We start from the raw sequence: 20,296 nt of genomic DNA, 5'->3' as shown, positions 1-20,296 counted from the left end.
ACTGTGGCAGATTTCGAAGCTACTGATTTTGACTCGGTAAAGATCTCCCTTGCCTCCGCCGACCAGATCCGTTCCTGGTCGCACGGTGAGGTCAAGAAGCCGGAGACCATCAATTACCGTACCCTCAAGCCCGAGAAGGACGGCCTGTTCTGCGAGAAGATCTTCGGTCCCGCCAAGGACTGGGAGTGCTCCTGCGGCAAGTACAAGGGCATCCGCTTTAAGGGCATCGTCTGCGAGCGCTGCGGCGTCGAGGTCACCTCGGCCAAGGTGCGTCGCGACCGCATGGGCCACATCGAGCTCGCCGCTCCCGTGTCCCACATCTGGTACTTCAAGAGCCCCACGAGCTTCCCGATGAGCCGTATGCTCGACATCAAGTCCAAGGACCTCGAGAAGGTTCTGTACTTTGCCAGCTACATCATCACCGAGGTTGACTACGAGGCTCGCGAGGCCGACGCTGACGACCTGCGCGAGGAGCTCGCCGCCGATCTGGAAGAGATCGATGCCGAGTGCGCCCGCCAGATCGAGTCCCTCAAGGAGCAGGGCGACCCCGAGAACTTTGACGAGTTCTCCGACGAGGAGCCGCTGACCCCCGAGGAGATCGCCTCTGGCATCGTCGACATCGAGGAAGAGTGCAAGGACGAGAAGCAGCTCCGCACGGACGCCTTCAACGCCTTCATGAAGCTCACCGAGCGCGACCTCATCTCCGATGAGCCGCTGTTCCGCGAGATGACCCGCTACTACTCCATGTACTTCAAGGGTGGCATGGGTGCCGAGGCCGTCCGCGACCTGCTCGCTGCCATCGACCTTCCTTCCGAGGCCGAGAAGCTCAAGGCCATCATTGCCGACGAGGATTCCCAGAAGCAGAAGCGCGAGAAGGCCGTCAAGCGCCTCGAGGTCGTTGACGCCTTCCTGAAGGGTGGCAACAGCCCCGCGAACATGATCCTGGATGTCATCCCGGTCATTCCGCCCGATCTGCGCCCGATGGTCCAGCTCGACGGCGGTCGCTTTGCCGCGTCCGACCTCAACGACCTGTATCGTCGCGTGATCAACCGTAACAACCGACTCAAGCGCCTGCTCGACCTGGACGCCCCTGCGATCATCGTGAACAACGAGAAGCGCATGCTCCAGGAGTCCGTGGACGCCCTGTTCGACAACGGCCGTCGTGGTCGCCCGGTCTCTGGCCGTGGCGGTCGCCCGCTCAAGTCGCTCGCCGAGGCCCTCAAGGGCAAGCAGGGTCGTTTCCGTCAGAACCTGCTGGGCAAGCGTGTCGACTACTCCGGCCGTTCGGTAATCGTTACCGACCCCAAGTTGCTGCTGCACCAGTGCGGTCTGCCCAAGACCATGGCGCTGGAGCTCTTCAAGCCCTTCGTCATGAAGCGCCTGGTCGAGCTCGGCAAGGTCGAGAACATCAAGGGCGCCAAGCGCGCTATCGACCGCGGTGCCACCTTTGTGTGGGATATCCTCGAAGAGGTCATCGACGGCCGCGTCGTGCTGCTCAACCGTGCACCGACCCTGCACCGTCTGTCCATCCAGGCCTTTGAGCCGGTGCTGGTCGAGGGCAAGGCTATCCACCTGCATCCGCTGGTCTGCTCGCCCTTCAACGCCGACTTCGACGGCGACCAGATGTCTGTCCATGTGCCGCTGTCCAGCCAGGCTCAGGCCGAGGCTCGCGTGCTTATGCTCTCTGCGAACAACCTGCGCTCGCCGGCATCCGGCAAGCCGGTTAACATCCCCTCGCAGGACATGATCATCGGTGTGTACTACCTGACCCAGGTCCGCGACGGTCTGCCGGGCGAGAACCACGTGTTCGCCAGCTTCGACGACGCGCTGCACGCCTATGACTGCCGCTCCGAGGTCGACATGCAGGCCAAGATTCAGGTCCGCGTGTCCGCTGCCGACGCCAATGTCATCAACGAGGACGGCACCCGTATCTTCCGCGTCAAGAACGGCAAGAACGAGTTTGTCGACTACGACGTCACCGGCAACAAGACCGCGCGCTTCGAGACCTCTATCGGCCGCATCATCTTCAACCGCCAGTGCCTGCCCGAAGACTACGAGTTCATGAACTACAAGATGGTCAAGGGCGACGTGGCCAAGCTGGTTGCGGACTGCTGCGATCGCTATCCCGAGGCCAAGGTCGGCCCGATCCTCGACGCCATCAAGTACTCCGGCTTCCACTACGCTACCCGCGCCGGCCTCACCATCTCGGTGTGGGACGCTCTCATCCCTGCCGAGAAGCAGGAGCTGCTCGATCGCGCCCAGGCCAACGTCGACCAGATCAACGAGTACTTCGAGGAGGGCTTCATCAACGAGACGGAGCGCCACATCGAAGTCGTTAACGAGTGGACCGCTTGTACCGATAAGGTTGCAGCGCTCATGCTCGACTTGTTCGACGAGGAGAACCCGCTCTACATGATGGCCGACTCCGGCGCCCGTGGTTCTAAGACCCAGCTGCGTCAGCTCGGCGGCATGCGTGGCCTGATGGCAGACATGTCCGGCGAGACGATCGACCTTCCCATTAAGGCGAACTTCCGCGAGGGCCTGCTGCCGCTCGAGTACTTCATTTCGACCTACGGCGCCCGTAAGGGCCTGGTCGATACCGCATCCCACACCTCAGACTCTGGTTACCTGACCCGTCGTCTGGTCGACGTGGCCCAGGACGTCATCGTCCGCGAGGAGGACTGCGGTACGCACGAGGGCGTCACCTACAACCTCATCATCCCCGGCACCACCGACCTCAACACCGACCTCGTCGGCCGTTGCTTCATTGAGGACGTCGTGGCTCCCGATGGCACCGTGCTCTTTGAGCAGGACGGCTACATCGAGAAGGTCGCTGACATCCAGAAGATGGTCGATGCCGGCCTTAAGAAGGTCAAGCTTCGCGCGCTGCTCACCTGCCGCTCCAAGTACGGCGTGTGCCAGAAGTGCTACGGCTGGGATCTTTCCACCCGTCGTCCGGTCGCCATCGGTACCGCGGTCGGCATTATTGCCGCCCAGTCCATCGGCGAGCCCGGTACGCAGCTTACGATGCGTACCATTCACTCCGGCGGCGTCGCTGGCGTCGACGATATTACGCAGGGTCTGCCTACGGTCAGCCGTATGTTCGATATCGTCGGCAACGTCAACGAGAAGATCCTGGGTCGCGAGGCCGAGCTGGCTCCGTACTCCGGCCACCTCTCGATTAAGCCCGAGAAGTCCGAGTACGTGCTGACGCTCACCGACTCCGAGGATCACACCCGTGTCCTCGACGAGCGTCGCGTCCCCGCTTCGGTGCGCTTTATGCCCGAGATCGAGGACGGCTGCGAGGTTCGCGCCGGCGACCAGATCACCAAGGGCTTCGTTAACTTCCGCAACCTGCGCAAGCTGACCGACATCGAGTCGACGATGCACACCTTCGTCGAGAGCGTCAAGGACGTCTACACCAGCCAAGGCGTCGACCTGAACGACAAGCACATCGAGGTGCTCGCACGTCAGATGCTGCGTCGCGTTCAGATCACCAACCCCGGCGACTCCAAGTACCTACTTGGTCAGTACGTCGACCGCTACGAGTTTGCCGACGAGGTCGAGCGCGTTGCCCGTCTGGGCGGTCAGGCTCCCGTGGCCGAGCCCGTCATCCTGGGTACGCTCAAGGTCGCGTCCAACATCGACTCCTGGCTGTCGAGCGCTTCGTTCATCCGTACCGCTGGCGTCCTTACCGAGGCTGCCATCGAGGGCAAGGTCGACCACCTGCTCGACCTTAAGTCCAACGTCATCGTCGGTAAGAAGATCCCGGCTGGTACCGGCCTCAAGCCGTACGCCAACGCCAAGCTGACGTATCGCACGGCCGACGGCTACGTGGACATCGACGGCCCGGCTTCGCCCAACGCCAAGTCGCTGCCCGAGTGGGCTCCTGTGGAGCTCAAGGACCTGGACGAGCAGCTCCCGCAGCAGCTCGACTGGGCCGGCTACGACGAGTTCGGTGGTGCTGACGGTTCGTTCACCCGCAACGGCCACACCATCTCCGCCGAGAAGGCTCGTCTGTACCTGTTCGACGACCTGGGCGTGTCGCAGCGCTGGACCAACAAGTTCAGCGAGGTTGGCATCGAGACGGTCGGCGACCTGGTTGGCAAGTCCGAGGAGGATCTGCTGCGCATCGATGGCATCGGCGCCAAGGCGATCGAGGAGCTCCGTGACGGCCTCGAGGCCCACGACCTGCTCTACATCCTCGAGAACAACGACGACGTTGCCGACGAGGAAGACCTCTCGCAGCTGCTGCAGATGGTCTTTAGCCCCGACGGTCCGGATGACATCCTGCTGGGTACCTCCGCTCCGACGCATCACGCCGACGCCGACGAGGAGCTCCTGGGCGCCCCGATCGACGACAAGAAGGCTCCCGCCAACGGCGCGATCAACGAGGACATGGCTTCCCTCGACGAGCTGCTCAACCAGCTCGTGGACACCGACGACGCCGAAGAGGCCAAGGACAACGACGAGGAGTAATTAGTTCCGCCGTTCTAACGAACGGCGGCGACCTCCGTCGCTGCGCGGCCCCCAGAGCTACAATCTGTCATTCAAAAGGCAGGGCATGACCAAAAGGTCAATGCCCTGCCTTTTTCATGCCACCTTGTACGCTCTGGGGGCCGCTCGCTTGCGTATGCTCAACCTGTTGCGTTCCGTTGATCCCTTGCCAAAAAGGGACAGGTTTATTTTGGTAGGTTTTTCCTGCTTGAATTTGAAACATTTCGTCCGGCCAGAGCGTATCTATGGTGAGGACCTCATCAAGAATCATTACCGTCACCGGGAGGTGATTATGGAAGAACAAGCATTTAGACAGGCGGTCGAAGATCACCGGGATGTCGTGTTTCGAATCGCCTTGACGTACCTGCGCGATCGCGCCGATGCCGACGATATTGCCCAAGATGTCTTTCTTAAGTTGCTTAAAAGCGATGGACACTTTGAAAGTTGGGAACATCTTCGCCGCTGGCTTATCCGGGTCACGATCAATGAATGTAAATCGCTCTTTCGAAAGCCATGGAGGCGTGTAGAGGATATTGAGAACCTGGCCGATTCGCTTTCGGCGGCGCAGGATGAGACCAAGGCGGTCCTGTCAGACGTTATGCGACTTCCGGAGCGATTCCGTGTCCCCATCGTGCTCTATTACTATCTGGGCTTTTCGACCTCAGAGATTGCCGAGTTACTGCATGTGCCAGCCGCGACCGTTCGAACGCGTTTAGCTCGCGGTAGATCGAAGCTCAAATTCATCCTAGAGGAGGGCGACCGTGAAATCCAATCAAATCAAGCAGGCCTTCGAGTCCATCCAAGCCGATAGCGATCTTGCCGACCGTGTTCTTTATGCCGCTGCTGGCGAGCCGCTTCGCCGAAAGGGTCACGCGAAGCCTCTCTATGTTGCCGTAATCGGATGCCTTGCCGGAGTGCTGGCGACCGGAGGGGTCGCCTACGCCGTCGTCAATTCCAGCTATTTTGCCTCTGCCTGGGGAAACCATGGCAACGGAGAGTCCATTACCTGGACTCAAGGTGGCTCGTCGGGGACTAAATATACCTACACCAGAGAGTTTGGTGACGGCATTGCGCCCCAAAGCTTGGAGGGTTCAGTACAGAAGGTCAATCTGTCCGTCGAGGGCAACGGCTATACACTCGACATTCATGATATGGCTATCGATAAAAACGGTTGCGGTGCCGTGACGTTTACGTTGTCCAATCCAAATGGTGTTAACTACTACAAGCCGGCAGCAGAGACTGGCGAACTTGTTCTCTATGGTGAAGAAGAAGGGGGCGTCAGTACACCCAGCATGAACTTCGGCGAGGAATGGGCTGATACACGCTGCACCATTGATAAAGACACATCAAGCGACACGGTCATTAACGGCACGATGTACTTTGCATCTTGGAATCGCGATCGAGATTTACGACATGCGGTCACCTGGAATATCAGTTGGACGGAGGGCAAAGGTGAGGATGCGAAGGCGATCGAGGTATCGACGCCAGAGTTTAACGTCGGAGCGCACGTCGATACAAAGGAGCTCCGCTCCGACGACTCGCCTCTCGAGATCAGCCCGTTTTCCATCCAGACGCACATCGATGATCTGGGCTATGAAGCAGTTGATCATAAACTGACCGTCAGCTACAAGGATGGATCGGAGCAGATTATCGAAGATGACGACGCAGGGGCGTACAATTTCTATGTTTCGATGGCGCGCAATAGCGGAGAGAACATCTGGGTTCCGGCAAGGCTCATCAATGTCGATCAGGTTGTATCGGTAACCCTTGAGGGAACGAGGTGCACATCAACAGGAGAGACCGAAACAGAAGTACCCTTTACCATCGTCTACTCGTAAGACTTGAGGCCGCTTCCCACTAGGGGAAGCGGCCATTTTTGCGTTACATGGACGGCTGGAATGGGCACTTGCGCACAGGCGGGGATTCCTTTTATGGAGGCTTTGCGGAAATATAGCTATTTTGGGATACGCCCGGCGGCGTGGTCTGTTGACGACACAGCTAACGGCACGTATCCTATCGAACTGCGTGTTTCGTAGGGGGATGCTGACCCCTCGATTCAAGCCGTTGCACTTTACAGAAAGCTGGAATCATTCGAGAAGGAGTACGCTTTGCCTACTATTAACCAGCTGGTTCGCCAGGGCCGTCGTTCCGTGCCCAAGAAGTCCAAGAACGCTGCTCTGCAGCACAACTCCCAGAAGCGCGGCGTGTGCACCCGCGTCTTCACCACGAGCCCCAAGAAGCCGAACTCGGCTCTTCGTAAGGTTGCCCGTGTTCGCCTTGTCAACGGCATCGAAGTTACTGCTTACATCCCGGGTGAGGGCCACAACCTGCAGGAGCACTCCATCGTGCTCGTCCGCGGCGGTCGTGTCCGTGACCTCCCTGGTGTCCGTTATCACGTCATCCGTGGCGCCTACGACGCTGCTCCGGTCCAGAACCGTATGCAGGCCCGTTCCAAGTACGGTGCTAAGCGCCCCAAGGCTAAATAAGCCAGATAACGTTTTGATACTTTCGCCGTGTGCCGCCTAAGCGCCGCACGGTAGACACTTAAGGAGATTTCACATGCCGCGTCGTGCAGCAGCTAATCGTCGTGAGGTTCAGCCTGACGCCGTTTACAACAACCGCCTGGTGACTCAGCTCATCAACAAGGTCCTTCTTGACGGCAAGAAGGCCACCGCTGAGCGCATCGTTTACACCGCTTTCGAGATCGTTGCCGAGAAGTCTGAGGGTGGCGACGCTCTCGCTACCTTCAAGAAGGCTATGGACAACGTCAAGCCCACGCTCGAGGTTAAGCCCAAGCGTGTCGGCGGCGCTACCTATCAGGTCCCGATGGAGGTCAACTCCCGTCGTTCCACCGCTCTGGGTATCCGCTGGATCGTCAACTTCTCCCGCGCTCGCAAGGAGAAGACCATGGCCGAGCGTCTCGCCAACGAGATCCTCGACGCCTCCAACGGCCTGGGCGCTTCCGTCAAGAAGCGTGAGGACGTCTTCAAGATGGCCGAGGCCAACCGCGCGTTCTCTCACTATCGTTGGTAAGTTAAGGTAAGGAACTAACATGGCTAAGCCTAAGTACAAGCTTTCCGATACCCGTAACATCGGCATCATGGCCCACATCGATGCCGGTAAGACCACCACGACCGAGCGTATTCTTTACTACACCGGTAAGACCCACAAGATCGGTGAGGTCCATGAGGGCGCTGCCACCATGGACTGGATGGTTCAGGAGCAGGAGCGCGGCGTAACCATTACCTCCGCTGCTACCACCTGCTTCTGGAACAAGGACGGCAAGGACTACCGCATCCAGATCATCGACACCCCGGGCCACGTTGACTTCACCGCCGAGGTCGAGCGCTGCCTGCGCGTCCTCGATGGCGCTGTCGCCGTCTTCGACGCCGTTGCCGGCGTTCAGCCCCAGTCTGAGACCGTTTGGCGTCAGGCTTCTACCTTCAACGTTCCCCGCATCGCCTTCATCAACAAGTATGACCGCGTGGGCGCTGACTTCTTCAACGCTATCGAGACCATGAAGGATCGTCTCGACGCTAACGCCGTGGCCGCTCAGGTCCCGATGGGCGCCGAGGACAACTTCTGGGGCGTCATCGACCTGGTCACCATGACTGCATGGGACTTCAAGGCCGACGAGAAGGGCATGACCTACCCCGAGCCGATGGACGAGATCCCGGCTGAGTTCGCCGACATCGCTGCCACCAAGCGCGAGGAGCTCCTCGACGCTGCTGCCAGCTTTGACGACGAGCTCATGGAGAAGATCCTCATGGAGGAGGACTTCACCGTCGAGGAGCTCAAGGCTGCTCTGCGTAAGGGCGTTCTGGCCAACGAGCTCAACCTCGTCTTCGTGGGCTCCGCCTACAAGAACAAGGGCGTCCAGGAGCTGCTCGACGCTGTCGTCGACTACCTGCCCAGCCCGCTCGACGTTGAGGCCGTCACCGGTACCGATCCGGACACCGGCGAGGAGATCCAGCGTCATCCTTCCTTCGACGAGCCCTTCTCCGGCCTGGTCTTCAAGATCATGACCGACCCGTTCGTCGGTAAGCTCACCTACGTCCGCGTTTACTCCGGCCGCGCCGAGTCCGGCTCCTACGTTGTCAACGCTTCCAACGGTCAGCGCGAGCGCCTCGGCCGCATCCTCGAGATGAACGCCGCCGAGCGTATCGACCGTGACGACGCTGCCGCCGGCGACATCGTCGCTTGCGTCGGATTCAAGAACTCCACCACCGGTGACACCCTGTGCGCCGAGGGCAAGGAGATCGTCCTCGAGAAGATCGAGTTCGCTAAGCCCGTTATCGACGTTGCCATCGAGCCCAAGACCAAGGCCGAGCAGGACAAGATGTCCCTGGCTCTGACCAAGCTCGCCGAGGAGGACCCGACCTTCCAGGTGTCCACCAACCACGAGACCGGCCAGACCATCATCGCCGGCATGGGCGAGCTGCACCTCGAGATCATCGTCGACCGTCTGCTCCGCGAGTTCAAGGTTGACGCTAACGTCGGTAAGCCCCAGGTTGCCTACCGCGAGACCGCTGGTCACGACGTCGAGAAGGCTGAGGGCAAGTTCGTCCGTCAGTCCGGCGGTCGCGGTCAGTACGGCCACGCCGTCATCAAGCTCGAGAAGATGGAGGAGGGCTTCGGCTACGAGTTCGTCAACGCTATCGTCGGCGGCGTCGTGCCCAAGGAGTACATCCCGTCCATCGACAAGGGCATCCAGGAGGCCCTGAACACCGGTGTTATCGCCGGCTTCCCGGTCCTCGACGTTAAGGTCACCCTGTTCGACGGTTCTTACCACGAGGTCGACTCCTCCGAGGCCGCCTTCAAGATCGCCGGTTCCATGGCTATCAAGGACGCCCTCAAGAAGTCCGATCCGCAGCTGCTCGAGCCGATCATGGCTGTCGAGGTCGAGACCCCCGAGCAGTACATGGGCGACGTTATGGGCAACCTCTCCGGTCGCCGCGGCAAGATCGAGGGCATGGAGGATCGCAAGAACAGCAAGCTCATCCGTGCCAAGGTGCCGCTGGGCGAGATGTTCGGTTACGCTACCGACCTTCGCTCCCAGACCCAGGGCCGTGCATCCTACACGATGCAGTTCGACTCTTATGAGCCCGCGCCCAAGTCCATCGTGGACGAGGTCATGAGCAAGAACGCCTAAGTTCGAGCTCCCTGTTACGTAATCCTGCGAGAACATCTCTCGCACTCTTTGGAGGTTTAAGTTGGCTACCCAGAAGATCCGCATTCGCCTCAAGGGCTATGATCACGAGGTCGTCGATCAGTCCGCGAAGCTCATCGTCGAGACCGCTCAGAAGACCGGCGCTCGCGTTTCCGGTCCTGTCCCCCTGCCCACCGAGCGCAACCTGTACACGGTTATCCGCTCGCCGCACGTGAACAAGGACTCCCGTGAGCAGTTCGAGATGCGCACCCACAAGCGCCTCATCGACATCCTCGACCCCACCTCGGGCACCGTTGATTCGCTTATGCGTCTCGACCTCCCCGCTGGCGTCGACATCGACATCAAGCTCTAAGCGATATCGCTCATAGCTTAAAGGGCCCCGCTGCCGTTACGGTAGCGGGGCCCTTTTGTTTTGCATGATGGGTTTGGATCGCCGGGTAAGGCTGCCGAGCGGCTGGCTGTGGCGACCTACTCACTCAAGGGGCGCAATGACGCTTCCTCAAAATGGAAGGATCGCAAGCCGTCTTCTGTTTCGATGCACGCACGACCAAAGCCATCGACCGTTTTAAAGATGCCTCGCGCCAGCTCGTCACCGGCAAGGGAGCGGGCGATAACGTGCTTTCCAATCCAATTGAGGTGAGCGACATATTCGCCGTGGACGGGCGCGAGCGGTCCGGTGTTTTCTTCCATGGCGTTGAGGCGTTCTGCCCAGGCATCTATAGCGTCTATAACTGCGTGATAGACCTCATCGAGGAGCATGTCGACAGCTGGAACGTTCTCGTTAAGGTCCGAGAGACCGATTGCCGGCAGGCCGCCATCGGGCACCTCTTGGGGCGCATAGTTCACATTGACACCAATGCCACAGACGGCGAAAGGTTTGCCTTCGTTATCGCGTGCGGCCTCGACCAGAATGCCGCCGAGTTTGCGTCCACGCGCGACCAGGTCGTTGGGCCATTTGAGGCCAATCTCGTTTGCAAGACCCTGTTTTTCGAGCGCCTCGAGCACCGCTAGGCCGCTGACGGCAGCAAGACCAGAGTACTTCGCAGGATTAACGCATGGACGCAGGACAATCGAAAGCAATAGGTTGCCGGCGGTTGAATCCCACTTGTGGCCGCGCCGGCCGCGTCCTGCTGTCTGAGCCCGGGCGGCAAGTCCTGTGCCGTGCGGCGCTCCCTGTTTTCCTGCTTCGAGCAGGTCATCGTTGGTCGATCCGGTTACGTCGACTATCGTTAATTTGGCATCCATAACGGCTGCTACCTCCTTAATGAATAAGTGAATAACGCAATGGTGTCGAGAGAGACACAATGTGAAGCCTTTGTCGCATTTGGACAATTTAATGTTAACACGTTAACAACGACTGAAATGCGCTATCCTCTCTTGGTCGATGTAAACACGTCAACAACTCAAAGGAGGTTAGTGATGGGTTTCACGATTCTTGGAACGGGCTCGGCGCTTCCTAAGCGCAGTGTTTCCAATGATGAGCTGTCCGAGTTCCTCGATACCTCGGATGAGTGGATTTTTACCCGCACAGGTATCAAGAGCCGCCATGTATGCACCACCGAGTCACTTGACGACCTTGCCGTAGCGGCGAGCGAGCGGGCACTCCAGGTGTCCGGAATCGACGCGAGCCAGCTGGATTTGATCGTCTGCTCGACGACGACGGGTGACCACCTTGTTCCCGCCGAGGCGTGTGCCGTTGCTGAGCGACTGGGCGCGACGTGCCCTGCCTTCGATGTCTCGGCTGCCTGCGCCGGCTTCGTATTTGCGCTCGATGTTGCCGAGGGCTATATCGCCCGAGGACGAGCCAAGCATGTGCTTGTCGTTGCCGCCGAGCAGATGACGCGCGCGCTCGACTGGACCGACCGCGCCACCTGTGTGCTCTTTGGCGATGGGGCAGGCGCCGCGGTGATTGAGGCTGGGGGAGACAGCCCCCTTGCCGTTGAGCTTTCGACGGCGCCCGACGTCGAGACGTTGTGCGTTCCCGGTCTGGTCGGCACCTCGCCGTTTAAGGCCTCCGCAGATAGCGAGAGCGTGCTGTCCATGAATGGCCGCCGCGTGTTCAAGTTCGGCGTCAACGCGATTTGCGACACGGTCCATAAGCTTGCGAGCGATGCGGGCATTTCGGTCGAGGACATCGACCATTTTGTATTCCATCAGGCTAACGAACGAATCCTGAGTCAGGCGGTCAAGCGCCTCGGTGTGCCAGACAAGCGCGTGGTTCGAACGCTGCGCGAGACCGGCAACATTTCGAGCGCATGCATTCCGCTTGCCCTCGACCGGCTGGCAAACGCCGGTGCACTTCACACGGGCGACACCATCACCCTCGTTGGATTTGGCGCCGGTCTGGATATAGGTGGCTATCTACTTCGTTGGAAGTAGTTGCACATAGGAAATAAAAACGCCCCTAGGGCACAAACAAAGGAGAACTACCATGGCAGATCAGAAGACCTTCGAGCGCGTTTGCGATGTTATCCGCGAGACCGCCGGTCTTGACGACGTCGAGATGAAGCCCGAGTCCACGCTCGAGGAGATTGGTCTCGACAGTCTGGGCACCGTCGAGATCCTCGTCGCCGTTGAGGACGAGTTTGGCATCCAGCTCGATACCGAGGAGAACCCCAAGACGGTCGGCGAGTTCGCCGATACGGTCGAGGCGGCATTGGAGAAGTAGAGATGCTCAAGACTCCTCTCTGCGATCTGCTCGGCATCGAAAAGCCCGTGTTCCAGGGCGGTATGGCCTGGATCGCCGACGCCTCGCTGGCGTCCGCAGTGTCCGAGGCGGGCGGCTTAGGGATTATCGCGGCCATGAACGCCGACGCCAACTGGCTGCGCGACCAGATTCATGAGCTGCGCGCCAGGACGGATAAGCCCTTTGGCGTCAACGTCATGCTCATGAGCCCGTTTGCCGACGAGGTCGCGCGGGTCGTGATTGACGAGCGGGTGCCGGTCGTCGTGACGGGTGCCGGCAATCCCACCAAGTACATGAAGGCGTGGAACGAGGCGGGCATCAAGGTCATCCCGGTCGTTGCCTCGGTGGCGCTGGCGCGCCTCGTGGCGCGTCGTGGAGCCACTGCCGTGGTTGCCGAGGGTACCGAATCAGGCGGCCATATTGGCGAGACCTCGACGATGGCACTGGTGCCGCAGGTTGTCGATGCGGTCGATATTCCCGTGGTTGCGGCTGGCGGTATCGCCGATGGCCGCGGCGTGGCGGCCGCCTTTATGCTGGGCGCCGCCGGCGTGCAGGTGGGTACGCGCTTTCTGATCGCAGATGAGTGCACCGTATCGGAGCAGTACAAGGAGATGGTCCTGAAGGCCAACGACACCTCGACGCGTGCGACCGGCCGCTCGACGGGACACCCGGTGCGTGCCCTCAAGAGCCCCTTCACCAACGCCTACGCCAAGAGCGAGGCGGCGGGCGTAAGCGTCGAGGAGCTCGGGGCCATGGGCACGGGCGCCCTTCGCAAGGCCGCCAAGGACGGCAATTACGAAGAGGGCTCGTTTTTGTGTGGACAGATTGCCGGCATGGTCAACGAGCGCCAAAGTGCACGTGAAATCGTTGACGACCTGGTCGATGGCGCCGAGCACGTCCTGAAGGGTGCGTGCGCATGGGTGGCGTAGCGTTTCTGTTTGCCGGCCAGGGCGCCCAGCACCCCGCGATGGGCGTCGACCTGATCGAGGCATCGCCGGCCGCCGCCGAGGTGTTCGCCATTGCCGACGAGGTGCGCCCGGGGACCAGTGAGCAGTGCCGAAGCGCCTCCAAGGAGGAGCTCTCGCAGACCGAGAACACGCAGCCGTGCGTGTTCGTTCACGATCTGGCAGCGGCTGCCGCCCTGCGTGAGCGCGGCGTGGTACCTGCCGCCTGTGCGGGTTTTTCGCTTGGCGAGGTCGCCGCGCTCACCTTTGCGGGGGCGTTCGATACGCGAGCGGGCTTTGAGCTCGTGTGCGAGCGCGCGGCGCTGATGGCCGCGGCTGCCGAGCGCCATCCGGGCGGCATGCGCGCCGTCATCAAGCTCGATGCGGCGCAAGTCGAGAACCTGGCAAAACAGGGCGGCGAGGACTGCTGGCCGGTCAACTACAACAGTCCGCAGCAGACGGTTGTTGCCGGACCGCCCGAGGCGCTGCAGGAGCTCGACGTCCTAGTAAAAGAGGCTGGCGGCCGCGCTATGAAAGTCGCGGTGTCGGGCGCATTTCATAGCCCCTATATGGCCGAGGCGACTGAGGGGCTGGCGACGTATATCCAAGCCGGCCACGCGCCGTCACCGCTGCTGATTCCGGTCATGGCAAACATGACGGCGGCGCCCTATCCGGCGGACCCGCGAGCGGCATCGGATGTCTTGGCCAATCAGGTGAGTCATGCCGTTCGTTGGGTCGACACGCTGCATGCTCTGCAGAATCAGGGCATCGACACGTTTATTGAGGTCGGCCCTGGCAAAACGCTGTCGGGCCTGGCCAAGCGTACGCTGAGCGACGTTCGCGTGTATTCGTGCGAAACGGCCGAGCAGGTCGCAGCTATTGCCGACGAGCTCGCATAGTCCACAGGGCTGTAACCCGAAAGGAATGACATGGGCAACTTGAACAACGGCGCGCTCGAGCGCAACGACTCACGTCGCGTGGCACTGGTCACGGGCGGCTCGCGGGGTATCGGCCGCGCCTGCGCTGTCGGTCTGGCGGAGGACGGCTTTGATATCGCCGTCGTCTATGCCGGCAGCGTCGATGCGGCGCGCGAGACGTGCGAAGCCTGTGAGGCGGTTGGCGCCACGGCACGCGCATATCAATGCGACGTGGCCGATCCCGCTGCCGTCAACGCGTGTGTGGAAGCGGTCCTCAACGACTTTGGTTCCATTTGGGCGCTCGTCAACAATGCCGGCATCACCCGCGATGGCCTGCTCATGCGCATGGGCGATGACGCATTCGATCGCGTGCTCGATGTCAATCTCAAGGGAACATTCAATATGACGCGCGCGCTCACCAAGACCTTTATGCGCCAGCGCGGCGGTTGCGTCGTCAACATGAGCTCGGTCGTGGGCCTGATGGGCAATGCCGGGCAAGCCAACTACGCTGCTTCCAAGGCGGGCGTGATAGGGCTTACCAAGGCGGTGGCGCGCGAGCTTGCGCCTCGTGGCGTACGAGCGAACGCGGTCGCCCCCGGGTTTGTCGAGACAGATATGACGGCAAAGCTCTCGGAGAAGGTGCGTACGGCAACCGAGGAACAGATTCCCCTTAAGCGCATGGCACGCCCCGAGGAAGTGGCCGGCGTGGTGCGCTTTTTAGCGAGTGATGCGGCTGCCTACATTACGGGCGAGGTCGTGCGCGTCGACGGCGGAATGGCGATGTAGAAACCAGGGCCGAAGAACGGCTTGGATGAGGAGACCATGATGGAACAGAGAGTTGCAATCACCGGCATCGGTGCCGTATCGCCGCTCGGCAACACCGCGCTTGCCACCTGGGCGGCCATGTGCGCCGGGACCTGTGGCATCGGCCCGATCACGCACTTCGATACCGATGCGTTTACCGTCAAGGTGGCGGCCGAAGTCAAGGGCTTTGACGGCAACGAGTACTTTGGCAAGCGTGACGCCAAGCATCTCGATCCCTGCGTTCAGTTTGCGCTGGTGGCTTCGGACGAGGCCATGCACGATGCGGGCTTTGATGCCGAAGGCGCCATCGATCGCGAGCGCCTGGGCGTTTACGTGGGGTCGGGCGTGGGCGGCATGCAGACGCTCGTCGACAACGTCCATACGATTGCCGACCGTGGGCCCCGCCGCGCATCGCCTTACATGATCGCGATGATGATCCCCAACATGGCATCGGGCAATATCGCAATCCGTCACAAGGCAAAGGGACCGACCCTGCCAGTCGTGACTGCGTGCGCGACCTCGGCCCATGCGGTGGGCGAGGCGTTCCGTGCTATCAAGCACGGCTATGCCGACGCGATCCTCGCGGGCGGTGCCGAGGCGGCCATTATCCCCGATGCTGTTGCAGGCTTTACGTCCTGCCGCGCATTGACCACCAACCCCGATCCCGCGACGGCCTGCCGCCCGTTCGACGCAGACCGCGATGGCTTTGTGATGGGTGAGGGCGCCTGCGTGCTGGTACTCGAGAGCATGGAGCATGCGCAGGCGCGCGGTGCGCACATTTATGCCGAGGTCGTGGGCTACGGCAACACCGATGATGCCTATCACATTACGAGCCCCGACCCCGATGCCGCCGGCATTGCCCGTGCGATATCGCTGGCGGTAGCCGAGGGCGACGTCAAGCCTTCCGAGGGTCTCTACATCAACGCCCACGGCACCTCGACCAAGCTCAACGATTCGTCCGAGACGACAGGCATTAAGCGGGCGCTCGGCGAGGACGCGGCACGCGCCGCGCACGTCTCGTCGACCAAGTCGATGACCGGGCACATGATCGGTGCCACGGGTGCCATCGAGGTCATGGCCTGTGCCATGGCGCTCGAGCAGGGCGTGGTGCCCCCGACCATTAACTACCACACGCCCGATCCCGCCTGCGATCTTGATTACACGCCTAATCGAGCGGTTCGCGCCGACCTTACCTGGGCGCTTTCGACCAACCTGGGCTTTGGCGGGCACAACGCCGCCATCGCGCTGCGTAGATATACGAGGAGCTAGAGCATGGATTCCAAAAGACTTGCCGAGATAGCCGATGTGATGGAGGACCGCGGCCTTACGCGCGTACGTGTTGAGGAGCCCGATGGCACCGCGGTCGAACTCGAGCGCGCGAGTGCCGCGCAGCCGGTTGCCGTGCCCGTGCCTATGCCGGGTGCCGTGGCCGCTCAAGTTGCAGCTCCCACAGTCGCGCCTGCCGCACCGGAGCCCGCCGCGCAGGCGCCTGCCGCCGCACCGGAGCCCAAGGGCACCGAGGTGACCGCTCCCATGGTCGGCGTTTTCTATGCTGCCCCGGCGCCGGGCGACGAGCCGTTTGTGCACGTGGGCTCCAAGGTCAAGGCCGGTGAGACCCTCTGCATCATCGAGGCCATGAAGGTTCTCAACGAGGTGACGGCCGAGGCAGACGGCGAGGTGCTCGAGATCTGCGTGGCCGACGGCGACCTCGTGGAGTTCGGCAGTTGCCTTATGAGGATCGGATAGGTGATATCCATGAACAAAGAAGAGCTTAAAGAACTGTTGCCGCATCGCGAACCGATGCTTTTGCTCGACGAGGCCGAGCTGGTGGGCGACGAGGCCCACGGCAAGATCACGATCACGGGCGACGAGTACTTTTTGCAGGGGCATTTTCCGGGAAACCCGGTCGTCCCCGGCGTGATTCAGTGCGAGATGCTCGCCCAGAACTGCTGCGTGCTGCTGATGGGCGATGAGGAGGCACGCGGCGCGACGCCGTTCTATACGAGTCTCGATAAGGTGCGCTTTAAGCGTCCGGTGCGCCCGGGCGACACGGTTGATCTGGTGTGCACCATCACGCGTGCGCGCGGACCGTTCCGCTTTGCGACGGGTACTGCGAGCGTCAACGGTGAGGTTTGCTGCCGTGCCGATATGTCTTTTGCACTCATGCACGAAAGTTAAGGAAGGCTTCATGTTCGACAAAGTGCTCATCGCCAATCGAGGCGAAGTCGCGGTCCGTGTTATCCGCGCGTGCCGCGATATGGGCATCAAGACCGTCGCCGTTTATTCCACGGCCGATGCGGACGCGCTACACGTGCAGCTTGCCGACGAGGCGTATTGCATCGGCGGCCCGCGTCTTGCCGAGAGCTACCTCAACGACGATGCCGTGCTCACCTGTGCCGTAAAGTCGGGCGCCAAGGCAATTCATCCCGGGTATGGCTTTTTCTCCGAGAAGGCGAGCTTCGTGCGCGACTGCGACAAGTATGGCCTGACGTTTGTCGGTCCTTCGGCCGAGGTGATCGACAGCATGGGCGACAAGGACGCCGCGCGTCGAACGGCTGCCGCGGCGGGCGTGCCCATCGTACCGGGCTGCGATTTGCTCAAAAGCCCCGAGGAGGCGACGGCCGAGGCCGAGCGCATCGGCTGCCCCGTGCTCATCAAGGCGCGTGCGGGTGGCGGCGGTCGCGGCATTCGCAAGGTCGAGCGCGTGGAAGATGCGGCAAAAGCGTTTATCGAAGCGCGTGCCGAGGGCGAGGCCGTTTTTGGCGACGGTGAGTGCTACATGGAGAAGTTCGTCGCGCCGGCGCACCATGTCGAGGTGCAGATTATGGCCGATAAGCAGGGCCATGTGTTTTCGCTCGGCGAGCGCGAGTGCTCGGTACAGCGTCGCAACCAAAAGCTGATCGAGGAGAGCCCCGCGCCGTGCCTCGACGGACACGACGACATTCGCGCGCGCATGCACAAGGCCGCGCGCGACCTGGCTCGTGCCGTTGGCTATGAGGGCGCCGGCACCATCGAGTTCCTGTATTCGGACGACGGCAATTTCTACTTCATGGAAATGAACACGCGTCTGCAGGTTGAGCATCCGGTCACGGAGTTTGTGACCGATACCGACTTGGTCAAGTGGCAGCTGCGCGTGGCCGCCGGCCAGTCCCTGCCCTTTGAGCAGGAGGACGTACCGGTCCGCAACCACGCCATGGAGTGCCGCATCAATGCCGAAACGCCGGACTTTCTGCCGTCATGCGGAACGGTCACCGCATTGCGTGTGCCGGGTGGTCCGCGCGTGCGCTGGGATTCCGCCATGTTTACCGGTGCGAACGTTCCGCCGTACTACGACTCCATGCTCGGCAAGCTCATCGTGTGTGCGCCCACGCGTGACGGCGCCATTCGCAAGATGCGCTCGGCCCTGGGCGAGCTCGTGATCGAGGGCGTGAGCGAAAACAGCGAGCTTCAGCTCGACGTGCTGGCAAACGACGAGTTCTTGTCGGGCATGTATCACACCGATCTGATGGGGCATCTCTATGCTGATGAATAGAAAAGCGAAGACGGTCAACGTCCTCGAGGGGCCGATGACCGAGTCGTGCGCCGAGTTTCCCGCGCGCCACGTGTTTATCAAGTGCCCGGAGTGCCGCCGTGTGATCGATGAGGCGCGCCTGCACGACAACCTCGAGGTCTGCCCTCGTTGCGGCAAGCACTTTCGCGTGAGCGGGCGCGACCGTATGCGCATGACGGTCGACGAGGGCACGTTTGAGGAATGGGATGCTAATCTGGCGTCGGAGGACTTCCTCTCGTTTCCCGGTTATGCCGACAAGCTTAAGAGCGTGAGCGAGCGTTCGGGCGAGCGCGATGCCGTTGTGTGCGGCAGGGGCAAAATCTGCGGTTGCGATACCGCGCTCTTCTTTATGGATGCCAACTTTATGATGGGCTCGATGGGTTCCGTGGTGGGCGAGAAGATCTGTCGCACATTTGAGCATGCGACCGAGCTGGGATTGCCAGTTGTCGGCTTTACCGTTTCGGGCGGTGCGCGCATGCAAGAGGGCGTGACATCGCTTATGCAGATGGCCAAGATTTCTGCGGCAGTTAGGCGCCACAGCGAGGTGGGCGGCCTGTATATCACGGTGCTCACCGACCCCACGACCGGAGGCGTAACCGCGAGCTTTGCCATGGAGGGCGACATTATCCTGGCAGAGCCGGATGCCCTGACGGCATTTGCCGGCCCGCGCGTGATCGAGCAGAACATGCACAAGCGCCTGCCCAAGGGATTCCAGCGCTCCGAGTTTTTGCTGGAGCACGGCTTTTGCGATGCCGTTGTTCCGCGTGGCGAGATTGCGCTCACGGTAGGCGAGCTGTTGGCGCTGCACGAAGGGCACGCGCCCGGCCTGGGGGCACCGCATGAGATCGTGCATACGGGTCGCCGCGGCAAAAAGTTGGGACACTTGTTCAAGCGCTCGGCCGCACCAAAAACCGCGCTCGAGATTGTTAAGCAGACCCGCTCGGCAGATCGCGCCACGGCAGGCGAGATGATCTCGCTGGGCCTGGATGGATTTGTGGAGCTGCACGGCGACCGCTACTTTGGCGACGACGCTGCTGTGGTGGCTGGCATTGGCTGGAAAGACGGATGCCCCGTAACGGTCATCGCCATCGAACGCGGCACCACGACCAAAGAGCGCATGCGTCGCAACTTTGGTATGGCACATCCCGAGGGCTACCGCAAAGCGCGTCGCCTTATGCGCCAGGCCGAAAAGTTTGGTCGACCGGTTCTGTGCCTGGTCGATACTTCGGGCGCGTTTTGCGGCATCGGTGCCGAGGAACGCGGCCAGGGCGAGGCGATTGCCCAGAATCTCATGGAGATGAGCGGCCTTAAGACGCCGATTGTCTCGGTGGTGACAGGCGAGGGCGGCTCTGGTGGCGCGCTGGCGCTATCCGTGGCCGACCGCATCCTGATGCTCTCGAGCTCGGCCTATTCGGTCGTGAGCCCCGAGGCCTGTGCGTCGATCCTGTGGAAGGATACCGACCGCGCGAATGAGGCCGCTGAGGCGCTTAAGCTCACGGCCCCCGATCTGTTGGCGCTCGGCATCATCGACGGCATTGTTGACGATAGGGGCCTGTCGCATGAGGAGATCGCCGGTGCCGTCATGTCCTCGGCATTTGATGCCTTCGATACGCTTGGGCAGCTCGACGACGCGACCCTCACAAACCTCCGCTACGAAAAGTACCGCGCAATCGGTCAGTACCGCACGATGTGACAAAGGGGCAGTCCGCATGTCACATTGGGAAAGGC

Annotated in this window: 18 protein-coding genes; 17 read left to right on the top strand and 1 reads right to left on the bottom strand. The window is 61.3% G+C overall.

The window, feature by feature from the left end:
* The first annotated feature begins 3 nt into the window (after positions 1-3).
* The 7 genes from DXD48_RS01920 to rpsJ all read left to right on the top strand — a co-directional run bounded on the left by DXD48_RS01920 (position 4) and on the right by rpsJ (position 10,019).
* A complete protein-coding gene (locus DXD48_RS01920) occupies positions 4-4,479 on the top strand; it encodes a DNA-directed RNA polymerase subunit beta' (RefSeq protein ID WP_187361807.1) in 4,476 nt (1,491 codons plus the stop codon).
* Between the two features lie 154 nt (positions 4,480-4,633).
* Positions 4,634-5,308 (top strand): RNA polymerase sigma factor, encoded by a 675-nt coding sequence (locus tag DXD48_RS01915; RefSeq protein ID WP_233509083.1) that lies wholly within the window; start codon positions 4,634-4,636, stop codon positions 5,306-5,308.
* Positions 5,259-6,335 (top strand): DUF4179 domain-containing protein, encoded by a 1,077-nt coding sequence (locus DXD48_RS01910; protein WP_117563771.1) that lies wholly within the window; start codon positions 5,259-5,261, stop codon positions 6,333-6,335. The genes DXD48_RS01915 and DXD48_RS01910 overlap by 50 nt, the downstream gene beginning before the upstream one ends.
* Positions 6,336-6,605: 270 nt before the next feature.
* On the top strand, positions 6,606-6,983 hold the full coding sequence (rpsL, locus tag DXD48_RS01905; protein ID WP_006235012.1) for a 30S ribosomal protein S12: 378 nt from the start codon (positions 6,606-6,608) through the stop codon (positions 6,981-6,983).
* A 73-nt stretch (positions 6,984-7,056) separates the two neighbouring features.
* Entirely contained in the window at positions 7,057-7,530 is a 474-nt protein-coding gene (rpsG, locus tag DXD48_RS01900; RefSeq protein ID WP_006235013.1) for a 30S ribosomal protein S7, read from the top strand.
* Positions 7,531-7,549: 19 nt separating this feature from the next.
* Complete coding sequence (gene fusA, locus DXD48_RS01895; RefSeq protein WP_022094183.1) at positions 7,550-9,649, top strand: elongation factor G; 2,100 nt, start codon at positions 7,550-7,552, stop codon at positions 9,647-9,649.
* Positions 9,650-9,710: 61 nt separating this feature from the next.
* Positions 9,711-10,019, top strand: a complete 309-nt coding sequence (gene rpsJ / locus DXD48_RS01890; RefSeq protein WP_022094184.1) for a 30S ribosomal protein S10 — start codon at positions 9,711-9,713, stop codon at positions 10,017-10,019.
* Between the two features lie 116 nt (positions 10,020-10,135).
* Here rpsJ and DXD48_RS01885 read toward each other — a convergent pair whose 3' ends face one another.
* The gene (locus tag DXD48_RS01885; protein ID WP_117563770.1) at positions 10,136-10,912 is read right to left on the bottom strand and encodes a biotin--[acetyl-CoA-carboxylase] ligase; all 777 of its coding nucleotides are present in this window, start codon (positions 10,910-10,912) and stop codon (positions 10,136-10,138) included.
* A 174-nt stretch (positions 10,913-11,086) separates the two neighbouring features.
* Between DXD48_RS01885 and DXD48_RS01880 the strand changes: the two genes are divergently transcribed.
* From DXD48_RS01880 to accD, 10 genes are read left to right on the top strand one after another with little or no spacing between them, the layout of a single operon-like run.
* Positions 11,087-12,046: a beta-ketoacyl-ACP synthase III gene (locus DXD48_RS01880; RefSeq protein WP_117563769.1), complete on the top strand. Its 960-nt coding sequence runs from the start codon at positions 11,087-11,089 to the stop codon at positions 12,044-12,046.
* 52 nt (positions 12,047-12,098) lie between these two features.
* Entirely contained in the window at positions 12,099-12,335 is a 237-nt protein-coding gene (locus DXD48_RS01875; protein ID WP_006235019.1) for an acyl carrier protein, read from the top strand.
* 2 nt (positions 12,336-12,337) lie between these two features.
* On the top strand, positions 12,338-13,282 hold the full coding sequence (gene fabK, locus DXD48_RS01870; RefSeq protein WP_117563768.1) for an enoyl-[acyl-carrier-protein] reductase FabK: 945 nt from the start codon (positions 12,338-12,340) through the stop codon (positions 13,280-13,282).
* Positions 13,270-14,196 carry an ACP S-malonyltransferase gene (locus DXD48_RS01865; protein ID WP_117563767.1) on the top strand — a complete coding sequence of 309 codons (927 nt, stop codon included), beginning with the start codon at positions 13,270-13,272 and terminating at the stop codon, positions 14,194-14,196. The genes fabK and DXD48_RS01865 overlap by 13 nt, the downstream gene beginning before the upstream one ends.
* A gap of 30 nt (positions 14,197-14,226) precedes the next feature.
* Entirely contained in the window at positions 14,227-15,000 is a 774-nt protein-coding gene (gene fabG, locus DXD48_RS01860) for a 3-oxoacyl-[acyl-carrier-protein] reductase (protein ID WP_117563766.1), read from the top strand.
* A gap of 39 nt (positions 15,001-15,039) precedes the next feature.
* Positions 15,040-16,287, top strand: a complete 1,248-nt coding sequence (fabF, locus tag DXD48_RS01855) for a beta-ketoacyl-ACP synthase II (protein ID WP_117563765.1) — start codon at positions 15,040-15,042, stop codon at positions 16,285-16,287.
* A gap of 3 nt (positions 16,288-16,290) precedes the next feature.
* On the top strand, positions 16,291-16,764 hold the full coding sequence (accB, locus tag DXD48_RS01850) for an acetyl-CoA carboxylase biotin carboxyl carrier protein (RefSeq protein ID WP_117563764.1): 474 nt from the start codon (positions 16,291-16,293) through the stop codon (positions 16,762-16,764).
* 9 nt (positions 16,765-16,773) lie between these two features.
* Entirely contained in the window at positions 16,774-17,196 is a 423-nt protein-coding gene (gene fabZ, locus DXD48_RS01845; RefSeq protein WP_117563763.1) for a 3-hydroxyacyl-ACP dehydratase FabZ, read from the top strand.
* Positions 17,197-17,206: 10 nt separating this feature from the next.
* Positions 17,207-18,550 (top strand): acetyl/propionyl/methylcrotonyl-CoA carboxylase subunit alpha, encoded by a 1,344-nt coding sequence (locus DXD48_RS01840; RefSeq protein ID WP_117563762.1) that lies wholly within the window; start codon positions 17,207-17,209, stop codon positions 18,548-18,550.
* The gene (accD, locus tag DXD48_RS01835) at positions 18,537-20,261 is read left to right on the top strand and encodes an acetyl-CoA carboxylase, carboxyltransferase subunit beta (protein WP_117563761.1); all 1,725 of its coding nucleotides are present in this window, start codon (positions 18,537-18,539) and stop codon (positions 20,259-20,261) included. Before DXD48_RS01840 ends, accD begins: the two co-directional genes overlap by 14 nt.
* Positions 20,262-20,296: the final 35 nt, after the last annotated feature.

The sequence above is a fragment of the Collinsella sp. TM05-37 genome (genome assembly GCF_003436455.1).
GTDB lineage: Bacteria > Actinomycetota > Coriobacteriia > Coriobacteriales > Coriobacteriaceae > Collinsella.
Note: the sequence above shows the minus strand (reverse complement) of the source record. Positions and strands in the feature narration are given on the sequence as shown.

What these genes read in the sequence shown, in the direction of transcription:
- DXD48_RS01915 (WP_233509083.1), top strand. Translation starts at nt 4,634, where the DNA reads ATGCTCAACCTGTTGCGTTCCGTTGATCCCTTGCCAAAAAGGGACAGG.
- rpsG (WP_006235013.1), top strand. Translation starts at nt 7,057, where the DNA reads ATGCCGCGTCGTGCAGCAGCTAATCGTCGTGAGGTTCAGCCTGACGCC.
- fusA (WP_022094183.1), top strand. Translation starts at nt 7,550, where the DNA reads ATGGCTAAGCCTAAGTACAAGCTTTCCGATACCCGTAACATCGGCATC.
- DXD48_RS01885 (WP_117563770.1), bottom strand. Translation starts at nt 10,912, where the DNA reads ATGGATGCCAAATTAACGATAGTCGACGTAACCGGATCGACCAACGAT.
- DXD48_RS01880 (WP_117563769.1), top strand. Translation starts at nt 11,087, where the DNA reads ATGGGTTTCACGATTCTTGGAACGGGCTCGGCGCTTCCTAAGCGCAGT.
- DXD48_RS01875 (WP_006235019.1), top strand. Translation starts at nt 12,099, where the DNA reads ATGGCAGATCAGAAGACCTTCGAGCGCGTTTGCGATGTTATCCGCGAG.
- fabK (WP_117563768.1), top strand. Translation starts at nt 12,338, where the DNA reads ATGCTCAAGACTCCTCTCTGCGATCTGCTCGGCATCGAAAAGCCCGTG.
- DXD48_RS01865 (WP_117563767.1), top strand. Translation starts at nt 13,270, where the DNA reads ATGGGTGGCGTAGCGTTTCTGTTTGCCGGCCAGGGCGCCCAGCACCCC.
- fabG (WP_117563766.1), top strand. Translation starts at nt 14,227, where the DNA reads ATGGGCAACTTGAACAACGGCGCGCTCGAGCGCAACGACTCACGTCGC.
- fabF (WP_117563765.1), top strand. Translation starts at nt 15,040, where the DNA reads ATGGAACAGAGAGTTGCAATCACCGGCATCGGTGCCGTATCGCCGCTC.
- accB (WP_117563764.1), top strand. Translation starts at nt 16,291, where the DNA reads ATGGATTCCAAAAGACTTGCCGAGATAGCCGATGTGATGGAGGACCGC.
- fabZ (WP_117563763.1), top strand. Translation starts at nt 16,774, where the DNA reads ATGAACAAAGAAGAGCTTAAAGAACTGTTGCCGCATCGCGAACCGATG.
- DXD48_RS01840 (WP_117563762.1), top strand. Translation starts at nt 17,207, where the DNA reads ATGTTCGACAAAGTGCTCATCGCCAATCGAGGCGAAGTCGCGGTCCGT.
- accD (WP_117563761.1), top strand. Translation starts at nt 18,537, where the DNA reads ATGCTGATGAATAGAAAAGCGAAGACGGTCAACGTCCTCGAGGGGCCG.